Genomic DNA, 21,086 nt, shown 5'->3' on the forward strand with positions numbered 1-21,086 from the left:
GCTTCAAAATACAGCAACTTTGAATCCATTAAAAAAATTAGCAGGAGAAACAGTTATTTACGGCATGAGCAGTATAGTCGGCCGGTTTTTAAACTGGTGGCTGATGCCGCTCTATGTCAACTTGTTTGTGCCCAGTGAATATGGAATAGTAACCAATTTATACGCCTACGTTGCTTTTTTAATGGTGTTTTTAACCTACGGAATGGAAACGGGTTTTTTCAGGTTTGCCTCCAAAAATTCCGAATCCGAAAAAGTTTATTCCACCGCATTGATTTCGCTGTTTTTTTCTTCGTCTCTGTTTTTGGTTTTAATCCTGCTTTTTAAAAACGAGCTGGCGGCGCTCATTCAATATCCTGAACACCCTGAGTATATTTTATGGTTCGGGTTTATACTGGCTATTGATGCTTTTACCGCTATTCCGTTTGCCCGGCTGCGGCTAAACAACCGGCCTGTGAAATTTGCGGTGATTAAATTGATTAACATTGGTTTTAACATTGCGTTTAACCTCTTTTTCCTGCTGCTTTGTCCAAGGTTGATGGAGAACAACCCCGATTCGGTTGTGCAGTTGGTGTATTCCTCCGACATTGGCGTGGGCTATGTTTTTATTTCAAATCTGCTGGCATCCATTGTAACTCTTTTGCTGTTACTGCCCGAAATATTCAAATTTTCATTCTATTTTGACAGGGCACTGCTTCAAAAAATGCTGAGTTATTCTTTTCCCATCCTGGTGGTAGGAATGGCTGGTATTTTAATTCAGCAAATCGATAAAATTCTGATTCCTTTTCTGATTCCGGAAGATCAAAATCCGATGGAACAGTTGGGAATTTACGGGGCGGGAGTAAAAATTGCCGTTTTGATGAACATGTTTATCCAGGCCTTCCGCTATGCTTTTGAACCCTTCTTTTTTTCGCGGGCCGAAAGCAAATACGATAAAAAAATCAATGCCGATATCATGAAGTATTTTGTGGTTTTCGGGTTGCTGATTTTTCTGGGAATGATGCTTTATATCGATATCATAAAACTTATTATTCCGATAGAATATGAAGAGGGTTTTTCAATTGTTCCGGTTATTATGCTGGCCAACCTGTTTTTTGGTATTTATTTCACGCTTTCGTTGTGGTATAAACTCACCGATATGACGCGCTACGGGGCCTATATTTCAATAACCGGGGCAGTAATTACCATCACCCTCAATTTTATTTTGATTCCGTTATATGGCTACAAAGGCTCGGCAGCAACCCTGTTAATCAGTTTTTTTATCATGATGGTGATTTCCTATTTCCTGGGGCAGAAATATTACCCCGTTCCTTACAATTTAAAACGGATAGGAACTTATTTTTTGGTTGCCCTCGTGCTTTTTGGTTGTTCTCACTTTACCAACCATTTGCAACCGGCAGTAAAATATCCGTTTCACACTTTATTTCTGGCCATTTTTGTTTTTACTGTTTATAAAATTGAAAAAAGAGACCTCAAAAATTTATTAAGACGAAATAAGAATTAAAGGTACTTGTATTTTTAATAATCTGAATATCATATATTTAAATTTTTAATTTTTCCAGTTTTAAATTAACAAAAAGAAAAAATGAAATAAATATCAAAAAGTATTAATTTTGCACGAATGAAGAAGTTAGAAGATACTGTAATAGCACTTGCGAGCGACCATGCGGGGTTTGAAAAAAAACAAGTCATTATAAAATATTTTCAGGAGAAAGGAATTCCGTATAAAGATTTTGGGTGCTATTCCCCTGAGAGTTGCGATTATCCTGATTTTGCCCATGCAATAGCCGAGGCCATTGAAAAAGGTGAGTATGAAAAAGGAATAACGTTTTGCGGAAGTGGTCAGGGAATTAGCATAACGGCCAATAAGCATCAGAATATCCGGTCGGCCATTTGTTGGAATGCCGAAATTGGAGCTTTGGCAAAACAACACAACGATGCCAACATTTGTGCTATTCCTGCCAGGTTTGTTACAAACCAGGAAGCTATTGATATTGCAGAGGCTTATTTAAATGCCGAGTTTGAAGGCGGACGCCATGCCCGGAGAATTGCAAAAATTCCACTAAAATAGAATATAAGAAATAAAAGAAGTTAAATTAAAACACAGGAATTATGCTGTCTAATACATGTAAATACGCTTTAAGGGCACTGATTTATCTCGCGAAATTTTCGAAGGAAGATCAAATGATTGGGATTAAAAAAATATCCGAAGATTTGGGTTTGTCTTCTCCTTTTTTGGGTAAAATTTTGCAAAACCTGGTAAAACAAAAACTGCTTGTTTCAACAAAAGGGCCCAACGGAGGATTTGCTTTGGCCAAAAAAACACAGGATATTTCTCTTTGGGATATTGTTACCAAAGTTGATGGCGAAGAGTTTTTTACCAACTGCTTAATCAGGTTAGAACCCTGCCGTACACACGATCCTTCAAAACCATTGTGCCCGGTTCATTCACAATACGATAAACTGCGTTCCGAAATTGCCAAATTTTACAAGGAAACCTCGCTGGAAATAATTGGGAAGGATATCGAAAAATACGATGATCTTATAAAGCTTTGAAACTATAAGTTCAGCATTCTGCTAAAATATTGGTTCCCATTTTTTTCCTGAAACAAAAAAATAGAAAAAGAAGATGGAAGCAACTATTCCGGCGGTATTTGCCATAAAGTCGTATAAATTGCTGCTTCGTGTTGAAGACAGTATGTGTTGTGTAATTTCGAGCAAAGCACCTAAAATAATTGAAACAGCCGGTGCAAAAATGTAAGGGTTAACATTTAATCTGCGAAAAGGCCTGAAGAGCAGGAGGCAAAAAACAAAAAACAATCCAAAATGTACTATTTTGTCGAAATGCGGAATGGTTAAAAATGGTTTGGTGGGCAGATCGCTGGCCGGAATAAACAGTCCATAACAAATGAGAGCCAGCCAGGCTAAAGGCTTTATAAAAAGTTTTATTTTCATTAATTTTCTGAATTAGTAACCAAAGCAAAGTAACAAAAAGTATGGCAGGAATTTATATTCATATCCCCTTTTGCCGCCAAAAATGTTACTATTGCGATTTTTATAAAACTGTAAATCAAAATCTCACATCCGTATTTCTCAATGCTTTGGCCAACGAAATTGTTTCCAGAAAATTTTTTTTACAGAACGAACCTGTTGAAACAATTTATTTTGGTGGAGGTACTCCTTCGGTTTTAACAGAAAATGAGCTGGCAGAAATTCTGAATCTGTTGCACAAAGAGTTTACAGTTACACCAGATGCCGAAATCACTTTCGAAGCCAACCCCGATGATTTAAACCAGGCTTATCTTACTTCACTTTTTCATGCCGGGATAAACCGGCTTAGCATTGGAATTCAGTCGTTTCATGACGAACACCTGAAAAAAATGAACCGCCGGCATACCGCAAAACAGGCGGTAAATTCCGTTGAAAACGCAGTGAAATCAGGTTTCAACAACATTAGTATTGATCTGATTTATGGCTTGCCCGGATTGACTTCCCAACAATGGAAACATAGCCTGAATAGTGCTTTTCAACTTCCGGCAGAACATCTTTCGGCCTACCATTTAACGTACCACGAAGGAACCCCTTTTTATACCTGGCTGAAGAAAGGTACGCTGACTGAACTTTCGGAAAATGAAAGTGTTGAACAGTTTAATATTTTGTTGGACAGTTGTTTAGATGCAGGATTTGAGCAATACGAAATCTCCAATTTTGCGCGGAAGCGGAATAAAAAATACTCGAAACACAACACGGCCTACTGGACGGGCGGAAAATACCTCGGGCTGGGTCCGTCGGCCCATTCGTTTGATGGCGAAACACGCCGCTGGAATGTGGCTCATGTTGAAGCTTACTGCAATGCCATCGAAAATAAATCATCGTATTTTCAGGAAGAACAGTTATCGGAAAAAGACAAGTTCAACGAGTATATTTTAACAAATATTCGCACCAAATGGGGCCTTTCACCGGGAACTATCAGCGAGCGGTTTGGTAAAAACAAGGCGGATTATTTTGCCCGCGAAATTGAAAAATACATTCAGAATAAGAAGGTAACAGAGCACAACGGGATTTTTACACTAACACGTGAAGGTTTATTTGTTTCAGATGACATTATGGCGAACCTGATGATTATTTGATTGTTAACCAAATGGTTGAATCAACAGCCGAATTAATAAATAATGTTAATCGCATGTGCCGTCTCTGTGAAAAACTTTATCTTAGCGGTCTTTTAAAAAACAGGAATATATGCAGGTTAGAATAGTTAATCAATCCAATCATCCGATGCCGGAATACAGCACAGAAATGTCGGCAGGAGTAGATTTGCGCGCTTATTTGAATGAACCGGTTGTGTTGAAACCACTGGAACGGAAATTGATACCCACCGGATTGTTTATTGAATTACCCAAAGGTTATGAGGCGCAGATAAGGCCACGCAGCGGACTGGCAATAAAAAAAGGAATTACGGTTTTAAACACGCCCGGAACCATCGATGCCGATTACAGGGGGGAAATAAGGGTCATTCTTGTTAATCTTTCCAACGAGGAATTTGTGATTGAGAACGGCGAGCGCATTTGCCAGATGGTGATTGCCTCGCACGAACAAGTGGAATGGAATTTGGTGGAAGAACTCAACGAAACACAACGCGGTGCAGGAGGTTTTGGACATACCGGAAATAATTGAAAAATGAAGAATATTACTATAAAATGGCTGACCTTTTTGCTTCTGATCGGAATAATTTTTTCGTGTTCAGGAGTTAAAAAAGTTGCAGAACAGGAAGAAAATCAATCAAATAATGCCGCTCAGGATACAGTTGATTTAGCCGAGGATGATCAGAAAAAGTTTGAATATTTGTTTGTGGAGGCCCTGAAGGAAAAAGCACTGGGCAATCCGCAAAAAGCCATTCAACTCTTTTCGGGTTGTTTGAATATTGATCCCAATTCTTCGGCAGCCATGTACGAGCTGGCCAGTATTCATGCCGCCAATAACGATTTTACCAGTGCATCGCTTTTACTCGAAAAAGCTATTAGACTGAACGCTGGAAACAAGTGGTATAAAATATTGCTGGCACAGATTTACCAGCAAACCCGCCAGTATGGCAAAGCTGCAGAAGTTTATAATGAATTAATCGAAGCTGAACCCGAAAATTTGGATTTTCTCTATCGGAAGGCTCTTTTGTTGTCTAATGCCGGAGAATTTGAACAAGCCATTGAAACGTACAATAAACTGGAAAAACAAGCCGGGATAAACGAACAAATTTCGGTGGCCAAACAACAGTTGTACGAAGAAACAGGGCAGATAGAAAAGGCATTTAACGAAATTGAAAAACTGATTGAGAGCAATCCCGACGAACCCAAATATTACGGGTTGATGGCCGATTTATTCCAGAGCCAGGGCGATTCGGTGAGTGCCATGAAATACTATCAGAAAATTAAAGAAATTGACCCTGAAAACGGATTTGTACATTTTTCGCTCGCCAACTATTACCTGCAAAACGGGCAGCCGGAAAAATCGTTCGAAGAAACAAAAAAAGGATTCAGAAGCGAAGAGGTTGATATTCAGACCAAATTGCAACTTTATATGATGCTTACTTCCAATCCTGAACAATCGAACTTAACACCCGAACAGGAAGATGAGCTCACTGAAATACTGGCCGAAACGCATCCTGACGAACATCTTGTTTACACCATCCGGGCTGAAAAAATGCTTAGAAATAACAAGATTGAAGAAGCCCGTGAAGAGTTACTGAAAGCGCTTGAAATTGAAAAAAACGATTACATGCTTTGGGAGCGGCTGCTTTTTATCGACAACGATTTGCAAGACTGGCCAGCCTTGTATGAACACAGCCGCGAAGCAATAGATTTATTTCCCAATCAGCCGCAAACCTATTTTTTAAATGCCGTGGCATGTGTTCAGCTCGAAAAATTTGAAGAAGCAGTCTCCGTTTCCGAGGAAGGATTAATGTACGTGGTTGAAAATAAACAAATGGAAGGCCGGTTTTTGATGCTGAAAGGCGAAGCGTTATATAAATTGGGCAACCAGCAGGAAGCGTTCGAAATATTTGATGAATCGGTAGAACTGGACCCGGATAACCACATTGCATTGAATAATTATGCCTACTACCTTTCACTGGCCGGAAAGAACCTCGACAAGGCCGAGCGTATGAGCGGAAAAGTTATCGAACGTTTTCCGGATAATCCCACTTACCTCGACACACACGCCTGGGTGCTGTTTAAGAAAGGCGACTATTCGCTGGCCAAATTCTACATGAAATCGGCCCTTGATAACGGAGGAGAAGAAAATCCAACCCTGCTGGAGCATTACGGCGATATTTTGATTAAAATGGAAGAAACCGACGAAGCGCTTAAATACTGGCAAAAAGCAATTGAGTTTGGCGGCGAATCCGAACTGCTGCAGCGAAAAATTGACGAAAAGCAATACCTGGAAGAATAGATGAAAGAAGATGTTTTGAGATGGAGAAGGTTAGTTATTTTTTTGGTACTGATTGCGGCTTTGGGATTATCGTCGTGCCGGACAACCCGCAATTTGACTGATGACTCCATAAAACCACTGAGCACACGAAAACTGGTAAGAAGGGTGGAACAAAATGCCTTCGATTATGATTTTCTTACTATCAGACGGATTAACTGCCGGTTTTCGAGTAATCAGAACAACACCAATTTCCGTGTCAACCTTAAAGCAATAAAGGATGAAAAAATATTGGTTTCCATCAGTAAAATCAATATTCCGGTTGGACGCGTTCTGCTCACTCCCGACAGTGTGAAATACGTGAATTACATCGACCGCAACTATTTTGTTGACGACTATTCCTATTTGAGCCGCTTTTTAAACACGAAACTCAATTTTGAAATCGTTCAGTCCATCATTTCAAATAACGCTTTTTCCTATCATAATTACGAGAAGAGAAGCAATTTAGTGAACTTCAATTCATCGGTTGAAGAGGGACTGTTTCTGCTCGAGTCAGGCGAAAAGCAAAAAATGTATTTCAGTCCCCGCAATTACGCACTTACAAAATTGGTTGTAAACGATGAAATGAATGCCCGGGAACTCGAAATGGTTTTTGATGATTTTGAAAAAGTGAAGAAGAAAGATTACCCCGGAACCATTGAAATGACCATGATTTCACCCGGAGAACGCATTAATTTGAAACTTAGAATGAATGGTTTTTCAACCGATAAAATTGATGGACTCACGCTTCGTATCCCCGATAAATACGAAAAGATCAGGGTGAATTAAAAATGTATTTTACTTTGAAATGACATAGTAAACCGCTGTGGTGAAGAAATTTCGCAACCACGGGATACCTGCAATTATTTTGGATTGCCTGCGGGGTTTCATTCCGAATTTGGTTTCGTAGTTCGGATTAATAAAAAAGAAGGTTCGCTTGTCAGTGCTGTAAAATTCCTTTTTCAGAATCCGTTCAAACCGTTCAATGGAAATGCCGGTTTCTTTAATAAAAAGCAGTTCGTCAACCCTTTTTTTGTTGCTTTCACCAATATTCAGAATTAACCGGTAAAGAAAACGGGGCAGCAGGTGAAAGTAAGGCAATTTCGACAGAATTTTATTTTGGCAAACCTGCTGGTGCCCGCCAAACGGGTTTTGCCAGGGCGGAAAAGCCAGGAAAAATTTCCCTTCCGGGTTCAGGAATTTTTTCACGTAACGCATAAATTTTTCCTGGTTGGGAATGTGTTCAATCACATCGCGCATGATGATAATATCGAAGGTTTTTCCCTTTAAATCAACTTTGTAAATGTCTTCGCAAATCAAGGTTAAGTTGTTCTTTTTGGGATGATGGACATAAAATTCACGTGCCAGCTCAATGCGTCCGCACGAAATATCGATCCCTGTTGCTTTACAGCCCAAATCCAGAAATGGTTTCAGATTGCCGGCCTCGGCACACCCGATTTCCAAAACTTTGGTTTGTGGCCCAATTGTAATCTGGTCTGAAATATAGGGGATTACATATTTCCGGGTAGTGTTTGCCTGTTCAGAAAAGTATCGTTTTTTGTTTTTATGGCGTTCCTGCATCGGGTTTTAAATATTGGCCACACGCCTTAAACTGGGTATATCCAAAAACTTAATCTTTCTTCCCTGCAATTCGATTAACTCATCCTGTTTAAATTCCGAAAGCAAGCGGATAACCGATTCTGTGGCAGTTCCTACCATGTTGGCAAGCTCCTCGCGGGTTAACGAAATTTGCAGGGTATTCTGGTTGTCCACTTCAAAATTTTCTTTTAAAAGAAGCAGCACTTCGGCCAGCCTTTCGCGCACGGTCTTTTGGGCAATATCGGTAATGTAATCGTTGGCTTCACGCAGCTCGCGGCAAACTATCTGCAGCATGTGGTGCGAAAACTGCCAGTTGTTCTTAATAAGGAATAGCAATGTTTGATACGGAACGTGGCACAAAACGGCTTCGTCGATTACTTTTGCGGTTGTGCAGGCCAGTTCCTGGCTTAAAAGCGAGCGGTAGGCAATTATTTCGCCCTTTTTGGCAAAGCGTATAATCTGTTCTTTCCCGTCGATTCCGGTTTTAAATACTTTAACAATACCCCGGGTAACACAAAAGAAACCCGTCAGCCTGCTGCCTTCACGGTAAATAATAGTTCCCTTTTTGTAAAGCGAGCAGGTTTTCTCATAATTCAACCGGTTAAATTCGTTTTCGTCCAGCTTTTTAAACAGCTGAAATCCGCTTAAATCAGTTTCCGCTTCAGTGGGTCTTTTTATAACACTTCTCATTTCCTATTGCTCTGTTTATTCCCTTAAATAACAACTTTATTCAAAAATAGTTAAAGATACAATTTCAATGAATATTTGAAAAACTATTTATATAGATATTTCGATGTTGTATATTTGCACCGAAATGAATTGAAACACAAGTAAAAGAAATGAATATGAAACATGTTGTTGATTTATCGTGGACCGACAAAGTTGCGTTTGAAACGGATATGGATGGCCACAAAGTGGTTATTGATGCCACAAAAGAAGCAGGTGGCAGGTGGCAGCGATTTGGGCCCGCGACCCAAAAAATTAATGCTTACCGCCCTTGCCGGCTGTACAGGCGTTGATGTGATTATGATCCTGAAAAAAATGAAAGTGAAACCCGAGGCTTTTAATGTAATTGTCGAAAATAAAATTACAGATAGAAAAAAGTAGAATGAAAAATTAAAAAGACATGAAAACAACAGGAAAATTATTAGGAACAATTTTATTAAGCATATTTTTTGGGGGTCAGTTATTTGCCGGAAACTATGAGGTGGACAAAAGCAAAAGCACAGTGAAATGGACCGGCAAGAAAGTAAACGGGCAGCATAACTGTATAATCGATTTTAAAAGCGGATCGCTCGAAGTAAATGATAATAAAATAGAGGGTGGTACTTTCAAAATTGATCATTTGTCATGGAAAAATTAATTTATAAGGCTTCCGACAGAGGAATTGCCGACCACGGATGGCTAAAAACAGCCCATTCCTTTAGTTTTGCCAATTACTACAATCCCGAAAAGCTCGATGCCGCCGGTTTCGGGTCAGTCAGCAATCCGCTCAAAATTGCAATGGGCGAAAACTCCAAGCTGCTTGCCATAGAAGTTCCCATGCATTAATTGAAATTTTCAAAAACCTGATTCCATTTTTTTCGTAGTAATTTTTATAATTTCGTTTGTCAAATAAATGACTACCAAAATATGATGAAATCGGTAAATCCCGCCACGGGTGAATCTTTTCAGAACTACGAGATTTTTTCAGAAAAAGGAGTTGAAAAAATAATCAACTCTGTGGATAAAAGCTGGCATAGCTGGCGTAAAACATCATTCTTTCACCGCAGCCAGATGATGCAAAACCTGGCCAGCCTTTTAAAAAGTAAAAAAGAAGAATTGGCCCGCCTGATGGCCCACGAAATGGGTAAGGTTTTGCGCGAAGGAATAGCTGAGATTGAAAAGTGCGCCTGGGTGTGCGAGTATTATGCTGAAAATGCTGAAAGTTTTCTTGAGAATGAAATCATTGATTCCGATTTTTCTTCATCGTATGTGAGTTACCAGCCTATAGGGACTATTCTCGCTGTGATGCCCTGGAATTTTCCGTTCTGGCAGGTTTTCAGGTTTGCGGCACCAACTGTTATGTCGGGCAACACTGCAGTGTTAAAACACGCCAGCAACGTGCCCGGATGCGCCCTGGCCATTGAGGATCTGTTTCGCGAAGCCGGTTTCCCCGAAAATGTGTTCCGCACATTATTGATTGGAAGCAACCGGGTGGAAGCAGTAATTAAACACCATGCCATAAAAGCAGTCAGCCTGACCGGAAGTACGCCGGCCGGAAAAAGTGTGGCTTCGGTGGCCGGAAGCGTAATGAAAAAATGCGTACTCGAACTGGGTGGCAGCGATCCGTACCTTATTCTGGAAGATGCCGATTTGGTTTCGGCTGCAAAAACCTGCGCCGCCGGAAGGCTGATAAATGCCGGGCAGAGTTGTATTGGTGCCAAGCGGTTTATTGTATCCGAAAAGGTTTATCCCGGATTTCTGGAATATTTTACCCAGGAAATGATGAAAGCTGAATTTGGCGATCCGTGCGAACCCGAAATTACAATGGGGCCGTTGGCAAGGATTGATTTGCGCGACGAACTTCACCGGCAGGTTGCCGATTCGGTGAAAATGGGTGCCGAAGTTATTATTGGCGGCGAAAAACCCAACATGAAAGGGGCATTTTATCCGCCAACCATTCTCGAAAATGTGAAACCAGGCATGCCCGCCTACGATGAGGAGCTGTTCGGCCCCGTGGCTTCGGTCATCCGGGTAAAAAATGAAACAGAAGCCATTCGTGTAGCCAACGATTCGGTGTTTGGGCTCGGCGCTGCTGTTTTTACCCGTGACCTGAAAAAAGGAGAAAGAATTGCCGAAACGCAATTACAGGCCGGCTGCTGTTTTGTCAACGATTTTGTGAAATCCGATCCGCGCGTCCCGTTTGGCGGAATTAAAGAGAGCGGTTTTGGCCGCGAACTTTCTTCGCACGGCATTAAAGAATTTATGAATGTGAAAACGGTGGTTGTGAAATTAAACTGTGCCTGACATTTGGATTTGCCTGGCGTAGTTCAAATACATTCCTTTGAATTTCAAACGGGTTTAAAATGATAAAATGACTTTGAGTCATGCTATCAAACAATTTACCTGGAAATTATTTTTTCTTTCGTATTTTTGTTCATATAAACAGTTACAAACAGCGAATATGAAAAAACTCGATACCAAATTGATGCACCCCCGCGACCAAATTATCCTCATCATCGACAAAATTTATAAAAGTGGTTTAACTACAACTTCAGGCGGAAATGTTTCCATTATCGACCAAAGCGGCGATATCTGGGTAACTCCGTCAGCCGTCGATAAAGGCTCGTTGAGACCTTCCGACATTGTGGTAGTGCGGAAAGACGGAACCATCGAGGGACGTCACAAACCGTCGTCGGAATATCCGTTTCACCGTGCCATTTACGAAGCGCGGCCCGATATAAAATCCATTGTGCATGCTCACCCGCCGGCACTGGTTTCGTTCAGTACCGTGCGCCAAATTCCGGATACGAACATTATTCCGCAGGCAAAATATGTTTGCGGGGGAATTGGTTATGCCCCCTACGAATTGCCCGGCAGCGAAGAACTTGGCAATAAAATCGCCGACGAATTTATCAAAGGTTTCAATGCAGTGATTATGGAAAATCATGGAACGGTGGTTGGCGGAAGTGATTTACGCGACGCTTTCCAGCGTTTTGAAACCCTTGAATTTTGCGGGCGAACCATTATCTATGGAAATATAATCGGCACTCCCAATTATTTAACCGATGCTGAAATTGAAGAATTTGAAAATCAGATTCCGCGTTTGCTTCCCGAAATGAGCCGCGTGGAACATCCATCAGATGAACGGGCTATCCGTCAGGAGATTAAAAAAATTGTTCACCGTGCCTGTAAACAGGGATTGATGATTAGTTCCTACGGAACGGTATCGGTCCGCTGGCGTGATAATGATTTCCTGATTACTCCGACAGATGTGGCAAGATGGGATATTCAAAACGATGACATTGTGCAAATTAAGGACGGGAAGCGCGAGCCGGGTAAAACCCCGAGCCGTTCAACCTGGCTGCACCAGGAAATTTACCGCCGCAACCCGGGAATTAATTCCATCATTCTTACACAAACGCCCTATTTGATGGCTTACAGCGTAACCGATGAAAAACTGGATGTACGCACCATTCCCGAAAGCTGGATATTCTTGCAGGATGTACCGAATGTTCCGTTTGGCTCTCACTTTTCCGGCGAAGAAACTATTTTGAATGTGTTATCTGAAAATACGCCGGCTGTTATTATCAACAACGATTCGGTGCTGGTTACAGGTGATAAACTGCTGGGGACATTCGACCGGCTGGAAGTAGCAGAATTCAGCGCCAAATCGCTGACTATGGGCGCTTCGCTGGGCAACCTTGTTCCAATAAATGACAAACAGGTGGAAGCGCTGCGGAAGAAATTTTTGGGATAAGTTTTTTTGCCACTAATTGCACTAATTTTCACGAATAAAATTGGTGTTCATCCGCTCTATTCGTAGCCAATTCTTTATTTGTAAATATTTTTCTTTGTAATCTCTTCTTGGAAGAGTGTTTCCGGATCATTGTAAAACTCAATAAATTTTTCGGAATCGGGGCTTCCTTTGTAGGGTGTAAAAGCTCCGTGGCCAGCTTCCTGCCATGGATTTCGCCAAACCAAAACATAGGACAGGTTGAAAGGTTTTAGTGTTTCCAACAATTGGGTCCACCAGTGAGGATTATTGGTAATTGGCCCACCGGTTTCTGTAACGGCTGCAATTTTCCCCTTTTCTTTTGCGAGGTAGGAAACCAACTCAGCACAATTCAGCAAGGTTTTTCTGTAATCAGGGCCGCGGTCGTATAAGTCGAAACCAAGCATATCCACTAATTCGTCGCCCGGATAACGCTCCAAATATTCATCCAGTGTTTCAAACCGGTCGGTTGAGTAAGTGTAAAGCACATGATGAATGTCTTTTTCCTGTTGCAAATAATCTACCGTAAAATGCCAAAGCGCAACGTATTCTTTTACCGTACAAAGGTTTTTTCCCCACCAAAACCAGCTTCCGGTATGTTCGTGATAAGGGCGGAAAATAACTGGTATGAAAGTTCCGTCGTCGGTTTTCAATCCGTTCAGGAAATCGGCCATTTTATCAAGATACGTTTTGTAAAGTTCATGTTTTTCGCCACCCGGAAGAATGGATTTCACCACTTTTTTGGAGGAAGTGTCCCACGCAGTTCCTCCGGTTAACGGATTGCGAAGGTGCCAGCTAATGGTGTTCACCCCACCTCTTTGATAAACAGTTTTAATCCAGCGTTGAATATCAGCAAAATATACTGAATCGAGACTGTATTCATTTCCCAACTCGAGGTGCCCGAGCTCCCAGCCATAAACAGCCGGATAGTCGCCTACTACATCTTTTACATCCGAGCGGCCTTCTTCTCCGTACCAACCCACTCCATAAGCCAGTGCATCTTCGTGGCCAAACATCATTCCTTTCTGTTGTAATTTCAGCAGGTTTTGATACAAATTGACCGTCTCACGTGTTGCTTCAGGGTCTGAAGGAAGCGGTTGTGCCGCGAGTAGTGTGGAAACGAGAATAAAAAAGAAATTTGTGATAATTTTTTTCATTTTGTATAATTCAAATTTGAATGTGTCAATTGTTATTCATTGCAACTTATGATTAATTTTATTCCGATCTTGTTTATTCAGCGTTTGCTCTGAAATCAAACCACAGTTTTATCGGGTAATTCTGATCGCTTGTATGTCCGCCGTAAACGCCCTTTTGACTTTCAGGCCCGAGTTGTTCCGGTTTTTTAAACTTGGTGCCAATGGCAGGAATTTCATATAAAAATGAAATATCTCCTTCAGGAAAAGGTGGATAGGTTCCACCTGCCACGTGCTGTGGTTTTCCGGGAGTAAATAGCCTGAAAAACAGGTTGGGTGTTTCAGAAATTATCGTAAAATCCGATTCTGAAGTTTCAAGGGTTGCCCAGTACAAATTGCCATGGTAACCCTTAAATTCAGGATATATGAGATTATTAAAACTTTCGCCGGTGATGGTGTTGTTGTATTCTTTTTCCCAGACTCCAATGTTGCTGCCTTTCAACCGGTTTTTCCAGACTCGGTATGGTCCGCGGCCCATCCATTTCACGCCTTCGCATTTCTCCTCCGGATAATTGAACGTAATACCCACAAATTCAACATTATTCATCCTTCTGCTAAGTGGAGAGGCTTCCATTTTTAGCAGCCCGTTTTTTAACAGTTTCCAGGTTATTTTCTCAGGATAACCATCGGATACAATTTTAAAAACGAAATTGCCTTCGTCATCTTTTTTCCACATGGTTTCAGTTACTTTTGAATCTGCACCAACTACTGCCGGCCCGCCATTCAGCGAAATAATTCCATTGCTGTTTTTTACCGCCTGCAATATTCCATTGGTTTTGCTGAAAGTTATTTCAACATCTCCGGCAATGGCTTTTACCAATTGCTCATTTTCACTGATGGTTATTTCGTCATTGTCCTGATTGTCGGCAAGTTCAGCAGCTTTTTCATCCGGCTGAACTACCGGCCAGCTCCAGGTATAGAGTTCTTTCCCGTGCGGGTCGACTGCAGTAAACATAAACAAATCAGCTTCTTGTAATGCTTCGCTGCTGTTGGTTTCCATTAATACTGTTTCTCCAGGTTCGGCATCCGGACTGGTTAGAATTCCGGAACCCACCACCTTTTTTTCTGTGCTTCCAATTTCAGTTTTAACCGCTTTCCAGCTAAATCCGCAATCTTTCAAGTTGGTGTAAATGAATTTATTTTCCAAAAAGAGTTTTCCGTCCCATAATTTATTAACAATTAGAGGTTTTACCTGTACCGGCGACCATATTTCTTTAACGGTGTAAAAGCTACCTTCCTTTTCGCGGTGAGGACCGAGAATCCCATCAGGTGCGTGGTTTCCGTCGCTATCGAAAACAGTTCCGGGTTTGTCAGTGCGCAAAACGGCTTCGTCGGCAAGCATCCACAAAAAGCCACCAGCCAGCAACGGCGTAGATTCATAACTCCGCCAATAGGCTTCCAGTCCTGCCCCGTGGCCTCCATCGTACAAACCATGGAGTAATTCAGTAGGCATAAACGGATCGTTTCCAAAAGTATAGCGGCCGATGCCGTAATCAAATTCCGGGTAGTGGTGCGTATCGGCACCGTTGCGAAGCAGCCATGGATACAAAACCGGCCGTTTCTGGATGTCGTATTTATGAAAATTCTTCTCATTGTAAAAATCCCATCCACCTTCATTTCCATGGTCCCAAATTACAACGCTCGGATGGTTGTGGTCGCGTAAAACGGTTTCTTTCACCAGCTTTGGCCCAACAATGGTATCGTAGCTGTCCTGCCATCCGGTTACCTCGTTCAGCACAAAAAGTCCGAGCGAATCGCATAGTTCAAGGAACCGTTTGTCGGGAACGTAATGTGAGCAACGTACGGCGTTCATGTTCATTTCTTTCATCAGCCGGATGTCAGTGAGGTGGTTTTCCTCACTCAGGCAGCGGCCGGTTTCGGGCCAGAACGAATGGCGGTTCACGCCTTTGAAAACCACTTTTTCGCCGTTGATGTAAAAGCCATCGTGTTTTCGAAGTTCCACCGTTCGGAAACCAATGCGTTCGGTTACTTCGTGCATAACCTCTTCCTCTTTTTTCAGGCTGATTTTTATATTGTACAAGTTGGGCCATTCCGGATTCCAGGGGTTGATGTTTTCAAATTTCCCGGAAATCCAGGTTTCGGTTTCTCCCTTATTTATTTCAGCTTCAATATTTTCTGAAATTTTGGTTCCCTCCAAATCGAAAAGTTCTGCGGTAATTGTGTAATTGTTTTCTGATTCATTTAACACGATAAATGACTTGAAAGTACCGTCGGCTTTGGCATCGATGGCAGTGCGCTTCATATGAATTTCGGGCAAAATTTCCAGAAATACCGGACGGAAAATGCCACCAAAAATCCAGAAATCGGCCTGTCGTTCGGCCTGGTTCACCGATTCGTTTGACGAATGTTTGGCCACATTCACTTCAAGCAGATTTTCCTGGCCATATTTCAGCAGTTTACTGATGTCGTATTTAAACCGGTAAAACGCACCCTGATGAATCTCCCCGGCAGGCTTTCCGTTGATTTTCACTTGTGTGTCGGTCATCGAACCATCGAAAACAATTTTTACGGTTTTGCCCCTCCACTCGCGTGGAATTTCAAATTCGTACCTGTACAGCCCGTGTTCTTTTCCCAGCTTTTTGTTTTCATCACGCCAGTCGTGGCCATAGTTGTAGGTTCCAAAACCCTGCAATTCCCAGTTTGATGGCACGGGAATGGTGGCCCACTCGCCGCTGTTTCGGCCGTCGGTGCAGTAAAATTCCCAGTCCACCGTATTGGCGGCATCTGTGCCGGAGAGGTAAACGATTTCTGTTTTTTGTGCCTGAGTGAGGGTTGAAATCAAAATAGATACGAAAAAAAAAAAGAAATAAGTTACTGAATTTCATTTTATTTTGGTTTTGATATTATTGCATACGAAACTAAATAAAACTTTTAAAACTGCTTAATAGAATTGAAATTTGATGGATTTATTTAATTTTACTCCTTGAAAAATAGTGTATTAATGAATGATAGATTTCAGTTTTGGTTATTCCTGGTCTTTTTTCAATTCCATTTCTTATTACCTGCACAAGTTTATAGTCAGGCCGCCAGTCCACAACAAATTGACAGCTTACGTGACGAGTTAAGTAAAAAAACAGGAGATGAAAAAATTTCAGTGCAACTGGAGTTAGCGCTCCAAATTCATACGAAAGAAAAGGATGAAGCATTAAAACATGCAAAATCTGCTTTGGAATTAGCCCGAAAAGACGGAGCCCGCAATTTGGAAATGCGTGCTTATTATGTTTTGGGAAGGATTTATTTTGCTGATGGGGATCATGATCTTTCAAATACTTATTACAAAAGCGCGTTAGAGCTAACTGATGCGCTTGGTGAAAACTGGTATAAAGGAGAAATTCTATTCCGGAAGGGAGTTATAGAGCATCAAAAGGGTGAAAGTTTACTGGCACTTGAGCATTTTAATGAATCTGTTCAGGCCTGCCGGTTATCCGGGAATTTTAAAACTGCCGGCTCTTCGTATTCCATGATGGGAACTATTTTCAGGCTGAATGGAATGTATGACAGGGCCATCGAGTACATCATTAAATCAAAATTGAATTATGAAAAAGCTGCATTTGCGGAAGGTGATGCCTGGGCAGCCTATTTGCTGGGACGAATTTACGCTGATTTAAAAATTCCGGAGAAAGCAATGGAATATTTCCGGGAAGCTCTTGGAAAATATCAGAAAATGGCTGCCATCGATGGGAAAAATAATGGCGTTGCTATTTGTTACGAACAAATTGGATTATTAAACCTTGAATCAGGGAATCTGGATGAAGCCCGCAGAAATATAAATCTCGTTTTAGAAATTCATAATGAAAGCGGTTCAGACTACGGATTGTCAAATGCCTATAAAAACCTGGGGAGGATTGAATATCATTCAGGAAATTATACAACAGCAGAAAATTACTTAACCCGGGCATTACCGATAAAAATTGAAATTAACGATTTACTCAGTCAACCAACTATTTACGAATATATTGGATTATGCCAGATAGCGAGGGAAAGGAAAGAGGAAGGTTTTACTACTGTTCTGAAAGGCCTGGATTTGGCACTTACGAATGACCAGAAAAAAATTCAGTTAGACATTTATTCAAAACTTTCAGATGCTTATCTGAATTTGAACAACCTGGGGAAGGGCATTTTTTACCTGAAAAAACAAATTGAAACGCAAAATTCAATCCTTTCAGGCGCAGCCAATATTAAAATCGACCAGTTGCAGGCTATTTATGAGATTGACGAAAAAAACAGTCTAATCGCCGATCTTGAAAAACAGAACGAAATAAATACGTTGAGATTAAAACAACAAAGAACCTATCAAACAATGATGATAATAGGGACATTTTTTGTTGTATTAATTTTGGTAATTATACTTTTGTTTTACAGCAAATTACGCTATAAAAACCGTGAGCTGAGTAAGATCAATACAACGAAAAACAGGCTTTTTTCAATAATTGCGCATGATTTAAAAGGGCCGATTGGCTCCTCTCTTGCGTTAAGTAAGATTCTGGCTGAAGAAAATGAAACAAATAAACAATCTGCGGAAAATAATTATTCAGCCCTTTTATATCAAAGTCTGAATAATTCTTACAGCTTGTTAAATAACCTTTTGGAATGGGCACGGTCTCAATTTCAAAAAATAGAGTTTAATCCACAACATTTGCATTTATTTAATGCTGTTGATGAAATTAAAGAGCAAATGTTATCTCAGTTTCAAAACAAAGCTATCAATTTTGAAGTGAAGGTTGAAGATGCTCAAAATGTTTTTGCTGATGAAGTAATGTTAAAAACAATACTTCGCAATCTGTTGTCAAATGCCATTAAGTTTTCCAATCCAAATGGGGAAATAATTATTTCTTCAAACAAAGATGGTGAGTTTATTGAGATATCAGTGCAGGATTTTGGAATTGGAATTGAACCTGAGATTATTCCGCATCTTTTTGAATTTAATTCAAATATAAGCCGGGCGGGAACCTTGGGCGAAACCGGAACAGGTTTAGGGTTAACCCTGGCCAAAGAATTTGTTGAAAAACACGGCGGTAAAATTTGGGTTGAAAGCAAAGCCGGGGTAGGAAGTGTTTTCAAATTCACGATTTCTGTGAATTAACTCTAATCTTTTGTGATTTTGCTTCCCCACCAGTTATTTCCCGGCTCAAAATCTTCAGATAAAAAGCGCATGCGCTGGTTTTTCAAACGCGGCCAGACCTCGTTTACGATTTGTTCCAAATACTTTTGCTCTGCTTCTCTTGTCCATTCCGGGTCTCTTTCAGGATAGCGCGCCCCCATTTCATTCAGCATTTCAAAAAGCTGCCTGCTTAAATCAACCACCAGTTCCGGATTTTTACCGGAAAGGTCTGTTGTTTCCTCCACGTCTGTTTCCAGGTTATACAGTTCTTCCCGCCCATCTTCGTAATAATGAATGAGTTTCCATTTTCCGAGCCGGATGATGGACGACGGTTCGCCGCCTTGGTTGCCGTAGTGCGGATAATGCCAGATGAGCGGGCGTTCCGGGAGTGATCCGCCATTGAGAACGGGGACTAAGCTCATTCCGTCGTTGTGTTCTTCGGGCCGCAAATCGGCTCCTGCAAGTTCCAGCAGGGTGGGGTAAAAGTCGCTTCCCATAACGGGCACTTGCGATTTTTTACCGGCAATATCCAGCCAGGGAACTTTGATGAAATAAGGCTCACGGATGCCGCCTTCAAACTGGTATCCTTTTCCGCCGCGCAGAGGCAGATTGGAAGTGGCAAACGCATCGCCGGCCGAAACGCCGCCATTGTCGGACGTAAAAATCACGACGGTGTTTTCTGCGAGCCCCAGTTCATCGAGGGCATTCAAAACCACGCCCACAGCATCGTCCATGGTTTCTACCAGGCCGGCGTAAACCGGGTGGTCCTGCACCTGCCTGATGGGGAGGAAATGGCCCATTTCGAATCCGGTTTCAGCAATTCCCAGTTCCTCAGCTTTTGCGCGGTATTTGGCCCATTTTGCCTCGGTGGTTTGAATAGGTGCGTGAACAGCGTAAAACGAAAGATAGGCAAAGAAGGTAGTATCTTTATTTTTTTTCATAAAATTTACGGTCTCTTTTGCCAGGCGCATCGAAAGGTTTTGTCCGTCAGGCCCACTTTCGAGGTTAGGATTTTCCCATGGAGCAAAAAATCCACCCCGTGGGCTTCCAACATCCCAGCCGCCTTTATTGATATCGAAACCATGATCTTCGGGCCACGAACCTTTGCTTCCGAGGTGCCACTTACCAGCGAAAAAAGTTTTGTATCCGACTTCTTTCAATGCTTCCGGCAGGGTAACGTATTCATGAGGAAGATTGTGTACGTATTCCGGCGGGAGTAATTGATTGTGTCTTCCCTGTTTGCGCCACTCTTCACCTGTTTTGGCTCCAATCCAGTCGGTTATTCCGTGCCTTGCCGGGAACTTTCCACTCATAATACTTGCCCGCGAAGGACTACACACCTGACAGGCAGCATACCCATCGATAAAAACCATTCCTTCGTTGGCAATCCGGTCGATGTTGGGCGTTTCATAAAAATTGCTTCCCATGCAGCTTAAATCGTGGTAACCCAAATCATCAGCAAGGATGAACAGAATGTTTGGTTTTTGGAGCTCTTCCTCTTTAGTTTGACAAGCATTTAAAATCAGAAAGCAAACAATCGTTAAAAGTATAGGATATTTCATTTTAATTGAGTTTTACGATTTTAAAAAAGATAGCGGTTATCCAGAAAATTTTGAATTTTTTTATCCAATGACCAAAGTCTGGAATCAGAAAAGATGGTTGCTGTAATTATGCATGAATCAATAAGTCCAATTCCTTTACTGATTAATTTCTTTCGCTGGGAAAACTCGCCAGCCAAAATATAAAGATTTTCAATCTCTGCTTTTGGAATCAATCCATAATAGGATTTTAGCATTTCTGCTTCGCGCTTATTGCGAGCGCCCTGCAACAATTCTGCAAAAATTAATTCAATTGTTATAATCTCATTCTTTTCCAATAATTTTTGAATTAAGTCGAGATATTTTTCGTTTCCCTTAAAATACTCGATCCAAACCGATGTATCAATAATAATACTCATTATTGTCTGTTGAGATTTCTTATTTCATCAGCGGTATATTCAAAACGAATCGGATTTTTTTTAACCGATTCATTTAAATCCTTTAACTTTTGCAATCTGATATATTCATTCAGAGCTACTTTTAATGTTTCAGTAATGGTAGATGCTTTGGAGTATTTCATAGCATCCTTTATAACATTTTCATCAATTATTGCAGTTACTTTCATAATCCGATTTTTTATACGATACAATATACGATTAAATATCGTATGACAAAAATGTTGCCTAATCTTTTCAATTACA

The 21,086-nt window shown here is 41.2% G+C and carries 22 protein-coding genes; 14 read left to right on the forward strand and 8 right to left on the reverse strand.

Annotated features, from left to right (window positions below; all coding sequences use genetic code 11):
• Positions 1–19: 19 nt before the first annotated feature.
• The 3 genes from ACTCNA_RS02035 to ACTCNA_RS02045 all read left to right on the forward strand — a co-directional run bounded on the left by ACTCNA_RS02035 (position 20) and on the right by ACTCNA_RS02045 (position 2,553).
• Positions 20–1,501: a lipopolysaccharide biosynthesis protein gene (locus ACTCNA_RS02035; RefSeq protein WP_462946231.1), complete on the forward strand. Its 1,482-nt coding sequence runs from the start codon at positions 20–22 to the stop codon at positions 1,499–1,501.
• A 117-nt stretch (positions 1,502–1,618) separates the two neighbouring features.
• Positions 1,619–2,068, forward strand: coding sequence for an RpiB/LacA/LacB family sugar-phosphate isomerase (locus tag ACTCNA_RS02040; protein ID WP_462946232.1), 450 nt, complete (start codon positions 1,619–1,621; stop codon positions 2,066–2,068).
• A 41-nt stretch (positions 2,069–2,109) separates the two neighbouring features.
• Positions 2,110–2,553, forward strand: coding sequence for an RrF2 family transcriptional regulator (locus ACTCNA_RS02045; RefSeq protein WP_073167805.1), 444 nt, complete (start codon positions 2,110–2,112; stop codon positions 2,551–2,553).
• 21 nt (positions 2,554–2,574) lie between these two features.
• Here the strand turns inward: ACTCNA_RS02045 and ACTCNA_RS02050 are convergent, their stop codons facing one another.
• Positions 2,575–2,952 (reverse strand): VanZ family protein, encoded by a 378-nt coding sequence (locus tag ACTCNA_RS02050; protein ID WP_462946233.1) that lies wholly within the window; start codon positions 2,950–2,952, stop codon positions 2,575–2,577.
• Positions 2,953–2,993: 41 nt separating this feature from the next.
• Here ACTCNA_RS02050 and hemW point away from each other — a divergent pair, with 41 nt between their 5' ends.
• The 4 genes from hemW to lolB1 all read left to right on the forward strand — a co-directional run bounded on the left by hemW (position 2,994) and on the right by lolB1 (position 7,245).
• The gene (gene hemW / locus ACTCNA_RS02055; protein WP_462946234.1) at positions 2,994–4,127 is read left to right on the forward strand and encodes a radical SAM family heme chaperone HemW; all 1,134 of its coding nucleotides are present in this window, start codon (positions 2,994–2,996) and stop codon (positions 4,125–4,127) included.
• A gap of 109 nt (positions 4,128–4,236) precedes the next feature.
• Positions 4,237–4,671, forward strand: coding sequence for a dUTP diphosphatase (dut, locus tag ACTCNA_RS02060; RefSeq protein ID WP_462946235.1), 435 nt, complete (start codon positions 4,237–4,239; stop codon positions 4,669–4,671).
• A gap of 3 nt (positions 4,672–4,674) precedes the next feature.
• A complete protein-coding gene (locus ACTCNA_RS02065) occupies positions 4,675–6,441 on the forward strand; it encodes a tetratricopeptide repeat protein (RefSeq protein ID WP_462946236.1) in 1,767 nt (588 codons plus the stop codon).
• Positions 6,442–7,245, forward strand: a complete 804-nt coding sequence (gene lolB1 / locus ACTCNA_RS02070) for a lipoprotein insertase outer membrane protein LolB1 (protein WP_462946237.1) — start codon at positions 6,442–6,444, stop codon at positions 7,243–7,245.
• Between the two features lie 9 nt (positions 7,246–7,254).
• Here the strand turns inward: lolB1 and ACTCNA_RS02075 are convergent, their stop codons facing one another.
• Positions 7,255–8,037 carry a class I SAM-dependent methyltransferase gene (locus tag ACTCNA_RS02075; protein WP_462946238.1) on the reverse strand — a complete coding sequence of 261 codons (783 nt, stop codon included), beginning with the start codon at positions 8,035–8,037 and terminating at the stop codon, positions 7,255–7,257.
• Between the two features lie 6 nt (positions 8,038–8,043).
• On the reverse strand, positions 8,044–8,745 hold the full coding sequence (locus tag ACTCNA_RS02080) for a Crp/Fnr family transcriptional regulator (RefSeq protein WP_462946239.1): 702 nt from the start codon (positions 8,743–8,745) through the stop codon (positions 8,044–8,046).
• A 155-nt stretch (positions 8,746–8,900) separates the two neighbouring features.
• Here ACTCNA_RS02080 and ACTCNA_RS02085 point away from each other — a divergent pair, with 155 nt between their 5' ends.
• The 6 genes from ACTCNA_RS02085 to ACTCNA_RS02110 all read left to right on the forward strand — a co-directional run bounded on the left by ACTCNA_RS02085 (position 8,901) and on the right by ACTCNA_RS02110 (position 12,517).
• Positions 8,901–9,074 carry a hypothetical protein gene (locus tag ACTCNA_RS02085; RefSeq protein WP_462946302.1) on the forward strand — a complete coding sequence of 58 codons (174 nt, stop codon included), beginning with the start codon at positions 8,901–8,903 and terminating at the stop codon, positions 9,072–9,074.
• Positions 9,040–9,162 carry an OsmC family protein gene (locus tag ACTCNA_RS02090; RefSeq protein WP_462946300.1) on the forward strand — a complete coding sequence of 41 codons (123 nt, stop codon included), beginning with the start codon at positions 9,040–9,042 and terminating at the stop codon, positions 9,160–9,162. The genes ACTCNA_RS02085 and ACTCNA_RS02090 overlap by 35 nt, the downstream gene beginning before the upstream one ends.
• A 19-nt stretch (positions 9,163–9,181) precedes the next feature.
• Complete coding sequence (locus ACTCNA_RS02095; RefSeq protein WP_462946240.1) at positions 9,182–9,418, forward strand: hypothetical protein; 237 nt, start codon at positions 9,182–9,184, stop codon at positions 9,416–9,418.
• Positions 9,406–9,606 (forward strand): hypothetical protein, encoded by a 201-nt coding sequence (locus ACTCNA_RS02100; RefSeq protein WP_462946241.1) that lies wholly within the window; start codon positions 9,406–9,408, stop codon positions 9,604–9,606. Before ACTCNA_RS02095 ends, ACTCNA_RS02100 begins: the two co-directional genes overlap by 13 nt.
• An 81-nt stretch (positions 9,607–9,687) precedes the next feature.
• Complete coding sequence (locus tag ACTCNA_RS02105; protein ID WP_462946242.1) at positions 9,688–11,064, forward strand: NAD-dependent succinate-semialdehyde dehydrogenase; 1,377 nt, start codon at positions 9,688–9,690, stop codon at positions 11,062–11,064.
• Positions 11,065–11,221: 157 nt separating this feature from the next.
• Complete coding sequence (locus tag ACTCNA_RS02110) at positions 11,222–12,517, forward strand: class II aldolase/adducin family protein (protein ID WP_462946243.1); 1,296 nt, start codon at positions 11,222–11,224, stop codon at positions 12,515–12,517.
• A gap of 74 nt (positions 12,518–12,591) precedes the next feature.
• Here the strand turns inward: ACTCNA_RS02110 and ACTCNA_RS02115 are convergent, their stop codons facing one another.
• Positions 12,592–13,689 (reverse strand): glycoside hydrolase family 26 protein, encoded by a 1,098-nt coding sequence (locus ACTCNA_RS02115; RefSeq protein WP_462946244.1) that lies wholly within the window; start codon positions 13,687–13,689, stop codon positions 12,592–12,594.
• Between the two features lie 73 nt (positions 13,690–13,762).
• Positions 13,763–16,528, reverse strand: coding sequence for a glycoside hydrolase family 2 protein (locus ACTCNA_RS02120; RefSeq protein ID WP_462946245.1), 2,766 nt, complete (start codon positions 16,526–16,528; stop codon positions 13,763–13,765).
• 159 nt (positions 16,529–16,687) lie between these two features.
• Here ACTCNA_RS02120 and ACTCNA_RS02125 point away from each other — a divergent pair, with 159 nt between their 5' ends.
• Positions 16,688–18,829 (forward strand): tetratricopeptide repeat protein, encoded by a 2,142-nt coding sequence (locus ACTCNA_RS02125; RefSeq protein ID WP_462946246.1) that lies wholly within the window; start codon positions 16,688–16,690, stop codon positions 18,827–18,829.
• A 2-nt stretch (positions 18,830–18,831) separates the two neighbouring features.
• Here the strand turns inward: ACTCNA_RS02125 and ACTCNA_RS02130 are convergent, their stop codons facing one another.
• From ACTCNA_RS02130 to ACTCNA_RS02140, 3 genes are read right to left on the reverse strand one after another with little or no spacing between them, the layout of a single operon-like run.
• On the reverse strand, positions 18,832–20,409 hold the full coding sequence (locus ACTCNA_RS02130; RefSeq protein WP_462946247.1) for a sulfatase: 1,578 nt from the start codon (positions 20,407–20,409) through the stop codon (positions 18,832–18,834).
• A gap of 20 nt (positions 20,410–20,429) precedes the next feature.
• A complete protein-coding gene (locus tag ACTCNA_RS02135; protein WP_462946248.1) occupies positions 20,430–20,804 on the reverse strand; it encodes a PIN domain-containing protein in 375 nt (124 codons plus the stop codon).
• On the reverse strand, positions 20,804–21,010 hold the full coding sequence (locus ACTCNA_RS02140) for a type II toxin-antitoxin system VapB family antitoxin (protein WP_462946249.1): 207 nt from the start codon (positions 21,008–21,010) through the stop codon (positions 20,804–20,806). Before ACTCNA_RS02140 ends, ACTCNA_RS02135 begins: the two co-directional genes overlap by 1 nt.
• Between the last annotated feature and the right edge of the window lie 76 nt (positions 21,011–21,086).

It is taken from the genome of Tangfeifania sp. (assembly GCF_055108615.1).